Annotated in this window: 10 protein-coding genes and 1 riboswitch; of the genes, 2 read left to right on the top strand and 8 right to left on the bottom strand. The window is 71.3% G+C overall.

Annotated elements, in window-relative coordinates; translation table 11 throughout:
• Positions 1–82: 82 nt before the first annotated feature.
• The 3 genes from K7862_RS02580 to K7862_RS02570 form a co-directional block, all read right to left on the bottom strand.
• Positions 83–1126 (bottom strand): C40 family peptidase, encoded by a 1044-nt coding sequence (locus tag K7862_RS02580; RefSeq protein ID WP_222960028.1) that lies wholly within the window; start codon positions 1124–1126, stop codon positions 83–85.
• A gap of 158 nt (positions 1127–1284) precedes the next feature.
• Positions 1285–2316 carry a C40 family peptidase gene (locus K7862_RS02575; protein ID WP_222960019.1) on the bottom strand — a complete coding sequence of 344 codons (1032 nt, stop codon included), beginning with the start codon at positions 2314–2316 and terminating at the stop codon, positions 1285–1287.
• A gap of 350 nt (positions 2317–2666) precedes the next feature.
• Positions 2667–3980, bottom strand: a complete 1314-nt coding sequence (locus tag K7862_RS02570) for an NYN domain-containing protein (protein WP_262412576.1) — start codon at positions 3978–3980, stop codon at positions 2667–2669.
• A 373-nt stretch (positions 3981–4353) separates the two neighbouring features.
• Here K7862_RS02570 and K7862_RS02565 point away from each other — a divergent pair, with 373 nt between their 5' ends.
• Both K7862_RS02565 and K7862_RS02560 read left to right on the top strand, forming a co-directional pair.
• The gene (locus K7862_RS02565) at positions 4354–5133 is read left to right on the top strand and encodes a rhomboid family intramembrane serine protease (protein ID WP_222960013.1); all 780 of its coding nucleotides are present in this window, start codon (positions 4354–4356) and stop codon (positions 5131–5133) included.
• The gene (locus tag K7862_RS02560; protein WP_222960011.1) at positions 5130–5411 is read left to right on the top strand and encodes an Lrp/AsnC family transcriptional regulator; all 282 of its coding nucleotides are present in this window, start codon (positions 5130–5132) and stop codon (positions 5409–5411) included. The genes K7862_RS02565 and K7862_RS02560 overlap by 4 nt, the downstream gene beginning before the upstream one ends.
• A 12-nt stretch (positions 5412–5423) precedes the next feature.
• Here the strand turns inward: K7862_RS02560 and K7862_RS02555 are convergent, their stop codons facing one another.
• From K7862_RS02555 to qcrC, 5 genes are all read right to left on the bottom strand, one after another.
• Positions 5424–6842, bottom strand: coding sequence for an aminotransferase class V-fold PLP-dependent enzyme (locus K7862_RS02555; protein WP_222960009.1), 1419 nt, complete (start codon positions 6840–6842; stop codon positions 5424–5426).
• 177 nt (positions 6843–7019) lie between these two features.
• Positions 7020–7136, bottom strand: a riboswitch (SAM riboswitch).
• Positions 7137–7214: 78 nt separating this feature from the next.
• Complete coding sequence (gene trpD, locus K7862_RS02550; RefSeq protein WP_222960007.1) at positions 7215–8279, bottom strand: anthranilate phosphoribosyltransferase; 1065 nt, start codon at positions 8277–8279, stop codon at positions 7215–7217.
• A gap of 198 nt (positions 8280–8477) precedes the next feature.
• Complete coding sequence (gene qcrB / locus K7862_RS02545) at positions 8478–10112, bottom strand: cytochrome bc1 complex cytochrome b subunit (protein ID WP_222960005.1); 1635 nt, start codon at positions 10110–10112, stop codon at positions 8478–8480.
• Complete coding sequence (gene qcrA, locus K7862_RS02540) at positions 10112–11170, bottom strand: cytochrome bc1 complex Rieske iron-sulfur subunit (protein ID WP_222960003.1); 1059 nt, start codon at positions 11168–11170, stop codon at positions 10112–10114. The genes qcrB and qcrA overlap by 1 nt, the downstream gene beginning before the upstream one ends.
• Positions 11167–11976, bottom strand: a complete 810-nt coding sequence (gene qcrC / locus K7862_RS02535) for a cytochrome bc1 complex diheme cytochrome c subunit (protein ID WP_222960000.1) — start codon at positions 11974–11976, stop codon at positions 11167–11169. The genes qcrA and qcrC overlap by 4 nt, the downstream gene beginning before the upstream one ends.
• Positions 11977–12023: the final 47 nt, after the last annotated feature.

The following is a 12023-nucleotide window of genomic DNA, read 5'->3' as shown; positions in this document are numbered from 1 at the left end:
TCCGTCCGAACAGGGCGAACCGCAGCCCGCGCAGGGCGAGCCGCAGGAGGGGCGGGGAACCCCAGCGGGAGGCGTACCCCCCTCAGGGCCGCGTCACCGCGGTGACGGGCATCATGTCGACCGGGTCGTACCGCACCCGCGCCCCCGGATAGGGCGCGTGGATCACCATGCCCCCGCCCACGTACATGGCCACATGGCTCGCGTCACCGCGGTAGATGACCAGGTCACCAGGCCTCGCCTGGTCCAGCGGAACGTGCGGCCCCGCGTTCATCTGCTCCTGCGACGTCCGCGGCAGCTCCACCCCCGCCTGCCGGTAGGCGTACAGCATCAGCCCCGAGCAGTCGAAGGCGTTGGGCCCGGTCGCCCCCCACACGTAGGGCGCGCCCAGCACCCTGCGCGCCGCGGCCACCGCGAGGGCCGCCCGCCCGGTCGGCGCCGGCAGGTCGGGGATGTCCGGCAGGACCCGGTCGCGGGAGGCCCGCTGGTCGCCGCCCGGCAGCAGCCGTGCGCGCTGCGCCGCGGGGAGTCCCGCCAGCAGCCGCTGCGCGGACGCCAGCGCGTGCTGCACCTCGTGCTTGTGCCGCCGCAGCGCCGCGCCGGCCCGGTCCAACTCCGTGAGCTTGCCCGCGGCCTGATCCCGCTGCTGGTGCAGCACGCGTTCGGCGGACTGGAGTTGCCGCAGCTCCCCGGCCTGCTGCCCGCCGAGCCGGTCGAGCGTGCTGAGGCGGTCCAGATAGCTCGCGGGGTCGTCGGACAGCAGCAGGTCCAGCGAGGGGTCGATGCCGCCGTCGCGGTACTGGGACGCGGCCACCACGCCGAGTTCGTCGCGGAGTTCGTTGACCCGCTGCTGGCCGCGAGCCGCCCGGTCCTGCAGGGTGCCGAGTTCCGCGCGCAGCCGCTGCGTACGCTCCTGCGCCGCGTCGTACGCCTCGGTGGCCTGCTCCGCCTGCTGGTACAGATCGTCGACGCGGGAGGCGGAGTCGCCGGCGCCCCCGGGGTCGGCCGCGGCGAACTGCGCGGCGGCGCCGGAGAGCGCGGCGGTGGCCGCGGCCGCCGCCGACAGGACGGTCACACGGGTGGTACGGGCGGCCAGGCCCGGCTGCGGGGAGCGTCGATGGGAAGCCACGGCAGCAGACAGTAGCCACGCGGCGACGCGGAGTTCAAAGAACGAGCCGCCCGTACGTGTGACCGGCGCCGGCCGCCGGCCTCGCGCCGCAGGTCACACGCGCCGGGCGGCGAACCCCCGGAAAGGGGTTCATCACCCGTACGCCGTACCGCCGATGATCAGATGCGGACGCCGAACTCGAAGGTCATGTCGCCGATCGACTCGTAGCGCACCGAGGCGCCCGGCTTCGGGGCGTGCAGCACCATGCCGTTGCCCGCGTAGAGCCCGACGTGGTGGTAGTCGCCGAAGAAGATCACCAGGTCGCCCTGGCGCAGCTCGGACATCGAGTAGATCCGGGTCCCCGCGTTGGCCTGCTCCTGCGAGGTGCGCGGTATGGAGACGCCGGCCTGCTTGTAGGCCCAGGAGGTGAGGCCGGAGCAGTCGAAGGAGCTCGGGCCGGTGGCGCCGTAGACGTACGGGTCGCCGATCCTCGTCTGGGCGGCGGCGAACGCGGCGGCGGCGTACTTCGACGCGGCGGGCGCGCTGCCGAGGTTCACCCGGGAGCTGGCGCGGCTCGCGGCCAGCGCGTCGTCGTGCTGCATCTGCGCGCGCTGCGCCTGGGTCAGCGAGTTGAGGACCTGCTGGGCCTGGGAGAGCTTGCTCTTCGCCTCGGCCTTGCGCTGGGCCAGTTCGGTGCGGGTGCTCTGGAGCTCGGCGAGCTTGGTGGTGGCCTCGGCCCGCTCCTGGTCCAGGGTGCGCTTGGCGTTCTGGAGCTGCTCGAGCGCGTTGGCCTGGAGGGAGCCGAGCTGGTCCAGCGTGGTCGCCTGGTCCAGGTAGCTGTCCGGGTTGGAGGACAGGAAGAGCTGGAGCGACGGGTCGATGCCGCCGCTGCGGTACTGCGAGGCCGCGATGGTGCCGAGGCCGTCCCGGAGCTGGTTCAGGTGCTGCTGCTGCCGGGCCACCTGGTCCTGAAGGCTTGAGGCGTCCTTCTGGAGGGTATGCAGTTTCTCGTTGGCAGCGTCGTACTTCTCGGTGGCCTGCTCCGCCTGGGTGTAGAGGGCGTCCACCTTGGCCTTGGCGTCCTTGACGGACGGCTTGGCGGGGGTCGCGTTCGCGGCCTGGGCGGAGAGCGCGACGGCCGCTGCGGCGGTCGCGGTCAGCACGGTCACGCGAGTGCGGGTTGCCGGCTTGGGACGACGGTGGGACGCCACGAAGGCGAGCTCCTTCTTCCTTCAGCCGCCTACCGGTTCAGCTGGCGGGCGGCCTCCGAGCGCCACCCGGGTTGGATGATCGACTGCGCGGAGGTTCGACGCCCGACCTTAGTGATGGAACTGTGATCGGTTCAAATCCTTGTAGGCAAAATCTCGATCGTTTCGCACATTCTTTACGGCTGTCGTACGCGCCGTGAGGGCGAAACGACGCCCGGTAGCGCCCAAGTGGTGAACACCCATGTCATGTACGGGCGTTCGCCGGAATTCCCGCCGAATCCGACACTGCGGGCACAAGCCCCGAACGCAGCGGGCGGAGACCGGCCGGGCAGGGCGGGTCGCGGGGCCCGCTGTCAGACGCGGGCGAGCCGGCGCAGCAGCAGCGTCGAAGCGACCGGGCGCGCACCGGCCTTGGCGACGCCGTCGGCCACCTCGCGGTCCGCGGAGACCACCACGATCTGCCGCCCGGGCGGTTCGGCCCGCACCAGGCGGCGGATCAACTCGTCCGCGGTCTCACCGGCCTTGGAGAACAGCACCCGGACGCCGCGCGGCGGCGCGAGCAGCACCGGCATGTCCAGGTCCGCGCCGTCGAAGACGCACGTCACCTCGGCGCCGCTCTGCGCGGCCAGTGCGGCGAGCCCGCCGAGCAGCCGCAGCCGCTGCTTCTCCAACGGCATCGACGGATAGCCGGTCTTGGTGACGTTGTAGCCGTCCACCACCAGGTGCGCCTGGGGCAGCGCGAGCAGCTGGTCCAGCAGCGCGGGGTCGGTGTCGGAGAGCGCGCGGGTGGCGATGTCGCGGGCGCTGAACTGCCCGGGGGCGACCGCGTCCACCGTGTCGGCGGGCCGCACCCCGAGGGTGTCCCGCGGCGGCAGGGCCAGTTCGCGGCGCAGACCGGCGGCCGCGTCCAGCACGGTGTCGAGCAGCAGCCGCAGCCGTACGTCCTCGGTGCTGCGGCCCTCGCGGGCGGCCTTTCGGCCGGCCTCCACCACCGACTCCGCCTCGGCCAGCCGGGCCCGCAGCCGCCGGGCCTCGCTGTCCGCCGCCGCCTTGTCCTGCGCGGCGGCGGCCCGCACCTCGTCCAGTTCGGCCTGCAGCTTGCGCTGCGCGGCCTCGGCGCGTTTGACGTCGCTGAGCGCGGCCCGCAGCTTGCGGTGCAGCGCGTCGCTCTCCTTGCGGACGCCGTCGAGTTCGGCCCGCGCGCGGGCGGCCTCGCTGCGCGCGTGGGCGTGCAGCGACTCCACCTCCTCGCGCAGCGCGGCCAGTTCGCGCAGCGTCTCCTCGTCGGCCCGCTCGGCGTCGGCGCGCTGCGCCTCCTCGCCCGCGGTGGCGACGAGCTTGGCCCAGCCGGCCGGACGCAGCAGGTACGCGGCCGCCGCCACGTCCAGCGGGTCGGCGGCGGGCGGCGGGGTGCCGGCGTCGAGCGCGCCGGTGAGGTCGGGCTGGGACTCGCGCAGCTTGGCGGCGACCTTCTGCCGGAACGCCGCGTCGGACTCCAGGGCGGCGGCCAGCGCGGTCGCCGCGTACTTCACACGTCTGGAGGGGGTGAACCGGGCGTACGGTCGCAGGGACACCGGCAGCTCGGGGTAGGTGAACCCGCCGAAGGCGTCCGCGGCGATGGTGACGACACGATGCCGGACACCCTCGGGCAGCGGCCGGTCGAGCAGGGGCTCACCGTCGCCCTGTGCCCGCTCCGCGCCCGCCTCGGCGCCCGGAACGCCGCCGCTATCGTCCACCACTCACTCCCGTCCGAGGTCCGCACCGGACGGTCACCCGTCGGTGTCGGTCGGATGAGCGACGCCCTCCCGGCCCCCTCAGATCCCTGCGGCCGCCGCCTCCTGCTTCCATTGTCCCCGTTACCCGGGTCAACCCGTCCCGGAAGCGCGCACCGCGTCGTCGTCCGTGCCGCCGGCTCCGGTCGTCCGGATCACGACGGCCGGACATCGGGCGTGTGTCCCGGTCACCCTACGGCCTCGGAGGTACGGCGCGCTGCGGCGAGGCGGCCTTTGCCCGTTACGTACCATCCGTCATGATCAGGGCATGGTCATCCCGGTGTACGACAAGAACCCGGTCCGCCGCACGCCGGTGGTGACGTACACGCTGATCGCCCTGTGCACCGTGGTGTTCCTGCTCGGCCCGCTGTCCGGTTTCACCCCTTCCTACGGGCACGGTCACGCGCTCCAGTGCGAGCAGGCGGTCTACTTCGACCGCTGGGGGGTGATCCCGGGCGAACTGTTCCACGGCACCCTCCCGGTGGACCGGCTGCCGCTGCCGCAGGGGTGCCCGCCGCCGCCCGCCTACACCAAGATTCCGTTCCTCTCGGTGTTCACCGCGATGTTCCTGCACGGGGGCTGGCTGCACCTGGTCGGCAACATGCTCTTCCTCTACGTCTTCGGCGACAACGTGGAGAACCGCATGGGACGCGTGCGGTTCGCGCTGTTCTACCTGGTCGCGGGATACCTGGCGACCTACGGGTTCGCCGTCGCGCACACCGACGACACCCAGAGCCTGGTGGGGGCGTCGGGGGCGATCTCCGGGGCGCTCGGGGCGTACCTCTACCTGTATCCGCGGGCGCGGGTGACCAGCCTGTTCCCGTTCCTCTTCTTCATCCCGCTGCGCTTCCCGGCGTGGATGGTGCTGGGCTTCTGGTTCGTGCTCCAGTGGCTGGCCGCGCAGACCGCGCGGGGCGGCCCGGGCATCGCCTATCTGGCGCACGTGGTCGGCTTCGCCTTCGGGTTCCTCTGCGCGTGGGTGTGCTACCGGCCACGGCGTAAGGTGAGCCTCGTCATCAGGTCGACCCAAGGAGACATCCCGCCGTGATCACCGCGATCGTGCTCATCAAGACGTCTGTCGACCGGATCCCGGAGATCGCGGAGGCGATCGCCGCACTGGAGCACGTCAGCGAGGTGTACTCAGTGACCGGGAACTACGACCTGATCGCACTGGTGCGGGTGGCGCGGCACGACGACCTCGCGGACGTGATTCCCGGGCGGATCAGCAAGATTCCCGGTGTCGAGGTGACGGACACGCATGTCGCGTTCCGCACCTACAGCCAGCACGACCTCGAGGCCGCCTTCGCCATCGGCCTGGACTCCTGAGCCCGGGAGGCCCTAGGCCTTGAGGGGGACGCAACGGCCGGCCTCGGTGCGGTACTTCCACACCGCGCCCTGACGGACCAGGGACCGCGTGGCCGCCAGGAAGCGCGTGACGTGCTCCTCGGGCGTCCCCGCCCCGAAGCTGACGCGGATCGCGTTGAGCGCCCGGTCGCCGGGCGCGGCGTCGGGCGCCCCGCACTCCCCCGGCTCCCCGGGCTCCGCGTCGAGCAGGACCCGCACCAGCGGGTGCGCGCAGAACAGCCCGTCGCGCACGCCGATCCCGTGCTCGGCCGACAGCGCCGCGGCGAAGTGCGAGCTGTTCCATCCGTCCACGACGAACGACAGCACGCCGACCCGCGCGGAGTCCTCGCCGAACAGCGACAGCACCCGCACCTGCGGGATCTCCGCCAGCCCCTCCCGGAGCCGCCGCAGCAACTGCTGCTCGCGCTCCGCGAGCCGGTCCAGGCCGGCCTCGGTCAGCGCGCGGCACGCCGAGGCGACGGCGTACGCGCCGATGACGTTCGGTGAGCCGGCCTCGTGCCGGGCCACCGAGGTGTGCCACTCGACGTCGAGCCCGCCGTGCGCACCGCGACCGACGGTTCGGGTGGCGCCGCCGCCGGCGAGGTACGGCTCGGCCTCGCGCAGCCAGTCCGCCCGTCCGGCCAGGACGCCCGCGCCGAACGGCGCGTAGAGCTTGTGCCCGGAGAACGCGACCCAGTCCACGTCGAGTTCGGCGATGTCCACCGCGTGGTGCGGGGCGAGCTGGGCGGCGTCCAGGACGATGCGGGCGCCGTGCCGGTGCGCGGCGGCGGCCAGTTCACGGACCGGCCAGATCTCGCCGGTCACATTGGAGGCGCCGGTGACGCACACCAGCTTGGGGCCCTTGGCCGCGGCGTGCAGGGCCACGTCGAGCGCGGCGACGGCCTGCTCGGGGGTGCGCGGCGCGGGCAGGCAGCTGACGGTGGCGTCCGCGGCCCGCCGCCACGGCAGCAGCGCGGCGTGGTGCTCGGTCTCGAAGACGAAGACATGGGTGCCCGAAGGCAGCGCGGCGGCCAGCAGGTTGAGCGAGTCGGTGGTGGACCGGGTGAACACCACCTGGTCGTCCTCACGGCAGCCGAGGAAGCGGGCGACGGTCTCCCGGCTCTGCTCGAAGAGGTCGGTGGACAGCTGGGAGAGGTACCCGGCGCCGCGGTGGACGCTGCCGTAGTACGGCGCGTAGGCGGCCACGTCGTCCCAGACCCGCTGCAGGGCCGGCGCGCTGGCCGCGTAGTCCAGTGCCGCGTAGGTCACCTCGCCGCCGGTCACCAGCGGGACGGAAACGTCCCGGCCGAGCACCGGCAGCGGCGCACAGATCCCGGCGTCGGCGCAGGCGTCCGAGCCGGCTGCGGGGCGGGCGGCAGCGGCGGGCACGGGGGCGGCGGTGGTCACGGTCATGACGAACTCCAGGAAGGCAGGCGAAGTCGGCCGCCGCGGGGCACGCCGGAACACACGGCGGCCACACCTGCGGGCGGCGCTGACAGCGGAAGGAAGAAGCGGACGGAAGTGCAGTGGAAACGCAGAACCGGGGCCGGCAGGCCCTATCGCATTCGCTTGCTCATGAAAGAACTCCCCATGTCCGGCTTGCTGCGAGCCTTGCTGCTCACAGCCTGGTCATCACCCGGGGCACCCCGCCTCGGACGGAGGGTTGCCGGACAGCGAGCCGGGGCCTTTGCGCTGTCACTCGTGACCTGGAAAGCATTGTGCCATACACGTGCCGGCGTGCAAGGCGCCGTCCGCACCGTGGACGGACGGCGCCTCGCCCGGACGTCAGGCCTGGGTCGCCGCCGCCCAGCGTTCGAGGGCGGCCGCCGCGGCGCCGGAGTCGATGGACTCCGCGGCCCGTACGAGGCCGGCCGCGATCTGCTCCTCCAGCGGCACGCTGCGCGGCTCCAGAGCCGCCAGCGCCGCCGCGGAGTTGAGGAGGACGGCGTCCCGCACCGGGCCGGTCTCGCCGGCCAGCAGACGCCGGGCGACGGCCGCGTTGTGGGCCGCGTCGGCGCCGCGCAGCGCCTCCACGGGCACCAGCGGCAGGCCGACGTCCCGCGGGTCGAACGCGGTCTGCTCGACCTTGCCGTCACGGACCACCCACACCTGTGAGGTGGCGGTGGTGGTCAGCTCGTCCAGGCCGTCGTCGCCGCGGAACACCAGGGCCGAGGAGCCCCGTTCGGCGAGCACGCCGGCCAGGATGGGCGCCATGCGCGCGTCGGCGACGCCGGTGGCCTGCGCCATGACCCGGGCGGGGTTGGTCAGCGGGCCGAGGAAGTTGAAGGTGGTGCCGACGCCCAACTCGGCGCGGGCCTTCGCCACATGGCGCAGCGCCGGGTGGAAGCGGATCGCGAAGCAGAAGGTGATGCCGGCCTCCTCGGCGACCTCCACCACCCGCTGGGGGGTGAGCTCCAGGTTGACGCCGAGCTCCCCCAGCACGTCGGAGGCGCCACTGGCCGACGACGAGGCCCGGTTGCCGTGCTTGACGACCTTGGCCCCCGTGCCGGCCACCACGATCGCCGACATCGTGGAGATGTTGACGGTCTTGGCCCGGTCGCCGCCGGTACCGACGATGTCGACGCTGGGACCGGGCACCTCGATGGTGTTGGCGTGCTCGTACATCGCCCGCACCATGCCGGTGACCTCGTCGACGGTCTCGCCCTTGGCCCGCAGCGCCACCGCGAACCCGGCGATCTGCACGTCGGTGGCCTCGCCGCCCATGATCCGGCTCATCGCCCAGGCGGTGTCGTCCGTCGTCAGGTCACGACCGGCCATGAGGGCGCTCAGCACCTCCGGCCAGGAGCGGGGAGCCGTCGTCTCGCCTCCGGCGGGTGTCACAACGCTCATGGGTCACGCTCCTGGATAGGGCGACGAAGCCAGTGGGAAGTCGCGCCTTCACCCTATCGGCACAGGGGTCCGGCCAGACCGGGCCCGGCCCGGCCGCCCCGAGGGTTGCAGGGTCCTGCCACAGCGGGCCGGCCCGGCACCCCCGAGGGGTGCCGGGCCGGCCCGGTGTGTGGCGACGCTACCGCGCGGTGCGCGGTTTCAGTGGTGACCGTGGCCCGCGGTGATCTCCTCGAACTCCTCGGCGGTCGGCTTCGGGATGGCGCTGTTCTCGCCGTAGAAGTTGCGGGACATACGTGCCTGCAGCTTCGCGACGGGCGAGGTCTTGCGCGCCACTCCGTTCTCGTCGAACTCGGGGCCGAGGTCGATCGGACGGGGTTGGGCGTGCGCGGTGAGCACGTGCAGCTGCTGCTGCGAGAGGGGCTCGTGCACCTCGATGAACTCACCGTGCGGCAGCCGCTTGATGATGCCGGTCTCACGACCGTGCAGCACCTTGTCGCGGTCACGCCGCTGCAGACCCAGGCAGATCCGCTTGGTGATCCAGTAGGTCAGCACCGGCAGCACGAAGAAGCCGATCCGGACGAACCAGGTGATCGCGTTGATGGACAGGTGGAAGTGCGTGGCCCAGATGTCGTTGCCGCCACCGATCAGCAGCACGAAGTACAGGGTCAGCCAGGCCACACCGAAGCCGGTGCGCACCGGGCGGTTGCGCGGCCGGTCCAGGATGTGGTGCTCGCGCTTGTCGCCGGTGATCCAGGACTCCACGAACGGGTAGACGGCGATCGCCATCAGCACCAGCGGGAAGATCATCAGCGGGATGAACACGCCGAGCACCAGGGTGTGGCCCCAGGCCCTGATCTCCCAGCCCGGCATCACACGGATCAGGCCCTCGGAGAAGCCCATGTACCAGTCGGGCTGTGCGCCGGTGGACACCTGGTCCGGCCGGTACGGGCCCATGGTCCAGATCGGGTTGATGGTGACCATCGCGGCGATCGCCGAGATGACGCCGAAGACCAGGAAGAAGAAGCCGCCCGCCTTGGCCGTGTAGATCGGCAGCAGCGGGGTGCCGACGACGTTCTTCTCGGTCTTGCCCGCACCCGGGAACTGGGTGTGCTTGTGGTAGAAGATCAGGATCAGGTGGGCGGTCAGCAGACCGGCCATCAGACCCGGCAGCAGCAGGATGTGCACCGAGTAGAACCGGGACACGAAGTCGTGGCCGGGGAACTCACCGCCGAAGAGGAACATCGACAGGTAGGTGCCGATCAGGGGGGTCGACAGGATCGCGCCCTCCATGAACCGCACACCGGTGCCGGACAGCAGGTCGTCCGGGAGCGAGTAACCGGTGAAGCCGGTGAACATGCCGAGGAACAGCAGCGTCCAGCCGAACAGCCAGTTGATCTCGCGCGGCTTGCGGAACCCGCCGGTGAAGAAGACGCGCATCATGTGCACGATCATTCCGGCGATGAAGATCAGCGCGGCCCAGTGGTGGATCTGCCGGACCAGCAGACCACCGCGGACCTCGAAGCTGATGTGCATGGTCGAGGCGTACGCGTCCGACATCCGCACGCCCTGCAGCGGCGCGTACGGGCCGTGGTAGACGACCTCGCTCATGCTCGGGTGGAAGAACAGCGTCAGGTACACACCCGTGAGGATGAGGATGACGAAGCTGTAGAGGCAGACCTCGCCGAGCATGAAGGACCAGTGGTCCGGGAAGATCTTGCGCAGGTTCGACTTGGCCAGCTTGTACAGGCCGAGCCGGCCGTCGGTCCACTCGGCGATCCGCTCACCGGGGTGAGTGGCCTGCCGACGGGACGGGGATTCGGTCGTAGTACTCATCAGCGCTCCCAGAAAGCCGGGCCGACGGGCACTGCGAAGTCACCGAGGGCGACGAGGTTGCCGTCGCCGTTGACGCTGATCCGCAGCTGCGGCAGCGGGTGACCCGCCGGCCCGAAGATCACTCGGGCCCCGTCGGAGAGGTCGAACGTCGACTGGTGGCAGGGGCACAGTACGTGGTGCGTCTGCTGCTCGTAGAGGCTGATCGGGCAGCCGACGTGGGTGCAGATCTTGGAGAAGGCCACGATGCCCTGGTGGCCCCAGTCGGCCTCCTGCTTGTCCTTGATGTCCTCCGGCTTGAGCCGGACGATCATCAGGGCCGCCTTGGCGATCTGCTGCTGGAAGTCCTCGTCGCTCTCCTGCAGGCCTTCCGGCTGTGCGAAGGTCAGCGAGCCGACGGCGACGTCCTCGGGACGGAGGGGTCGGTTGGTGTTGCTGTTGATCAGCACCTTGCCCTTGGACCACAGGGTGTGGCGGAGCTTGTCCTCCGGCAGCGGGCCCAGGTCGCGCAGCAGGACCACACCGGCGAGCGGGACCAGCGCCATCGCACCGTACATCGTGGTGCGGATCAGCTTGCGGCGTCCGAAACCGCTCTCCCGGGCGCCGGTGATCCACTGCTGGCGGATGTTCTCGCGCAGTTCGTCGTCGGCGTCGGCGCGGTGGCGCTCGTCGACGATCTCCTCGTCGCTCATCAGCGTGCGCGCCCAGTGCACGGCACCGACGCCGATGCCGAGCAGGGCCACCGCGAGCGTGAGGCCGAGCGAGAAGTTCAGCGCACTGACGTGCCCGAACGGGAAGATGTAGACGATCTTGTCCACCGGGAAGATGACGAAGCAGGCGATGAACCCGATCGTCCCGAGCATCGAGAGGCCGAACAGCCCGGCGACCACGCGCTCGGAGTGCTTGGCGGCCTTCTCGTCGATGTCCTGGCGGCGGTACTCGTGCGGCGGCAGGCCGGGGTTGGCGAACGGGTCGGGCTTGACCACGTCGCCGGAGTGGCCGCCGTGCGCACTCGGCAGGTTTTCTGACACGTCGTTGTGGGATCCGGTTTCGTCGCTCATGACTTCTTGGCCTTACTCGTCCGTGCGGCCATCCAGACGGCGATGGCGATCATCGCGCCGAGGCCGAACACCCAGGCGAACAGGCCCTCGGAGACAGGCCCGATCGTTCCCAGCGTGAAACCGCCGGGGTTGGGACTGCTGGAGCTGTCGACCTCGTGCAGGTAGGCGATGATGTCGGCCTTGGCGTCCTGCGGCATGGTCGTGTCCGGGAACGAGGGCATGTTCTGCGGCCCGGTCTGCATCGCCTCGTAGACATGCTTCGGATCCACACCCTTCAGGCTGGGTGCGAACTTGCCGTCCGTCAAGGCGCCGCCTCGGCCAACGAAGTTGTGGCACTGCGAGCAGTTGGTGCGGAACAGTTCGCCGCCCTTGGCGGCGTCGGCGCCGGCCGGGCTGTACTGGTCCTTGGTCGGCACGACCGGACCGGGGCCCAGCGACGCGATGTACGCGGCGAGCTGGTCGATCTGCGCCTGGGTGTAGATGTTCTTCTTCTTCGGGATCTGCGCACCCGGCTGCTGGGCCGGCATGCGGCCCGTGCCGACCTGGAAGTCCACCGCCGCGGAGCCGACGCCGACCAGGCTCGGGCCGTCGGTGCTGCCCTGCCCCGACGTGCCGTGGCAGGTGGCGCAGCCGACGGAGTAGAGCTTCTTGCCCTGCGTGATGGCAAGGGACTGCGCGGAGTCGTCGGCCTGCGCCTTAGGCGCCGGCGCGAGCGCGGCGTACAGCCCCCCGGTGGCCGCGAGCGCGAAGAGTAGGACGACGAGCGCCGCCAGCGGGTGGCGCCGTCGTGCGGAGAGCTTTTTCACGGATTACCCCGGTGTCAGGATCTCTTGTGTCGATGCTTCTGGATGTG

The organism is Actinacidiphila acidipaludis, assembly GCF_019890725.1.
GTDB lineage: Bacteria > Actinomycetota > Actinomycetes > Streptomycetales > Streptomycetaceae > Actinacidiphila > Actinacidiphila acidipaludis.
Note: the sequence above shows the minus strand (reverse complement) of the source record. Positions and strands in the feature narration are given on the sequence as shown.

Excerpts from the sequence above, each read along its gene's own strand:
- K7862_RS02565 (WP_222960013.1), top strand. The coding sequence starts at position 4,354 with ATGGTCATCCCGGTGTACGACAAGAACCCGGTCCGCCGCACGCCGGTG.
- K7862_RS02555 (WP_222960009.1), bottom strand. The coding sequence starts at position 6,842 with ATGACCGTGACCACCGCCGCCCCCGTGCCCGCCGCTGCCGCCCGCCCC.
- trpD (WP_222960007.1), bottom strand. The coding sequence starts at position 8,279 with ATGAGCGTTGTGACACCCGCCGGAGGCGAGACGACGGCTCCCCGCTCC.
- qcrB (WP_222960005.1), bottom strand. The coding sequence starts at position 10,112 with ATGAGTACTACGACCGAATCCCCGTCCCGTCGGCAGGCCACTCACCCC.
- qcrA (WP_222960003.1), bottom strand. The coding sequence starts at position 11,170 with ATGAGCGACGAAACCGGATCCCACAACGACGTGTCAGAAAACCTGCCG.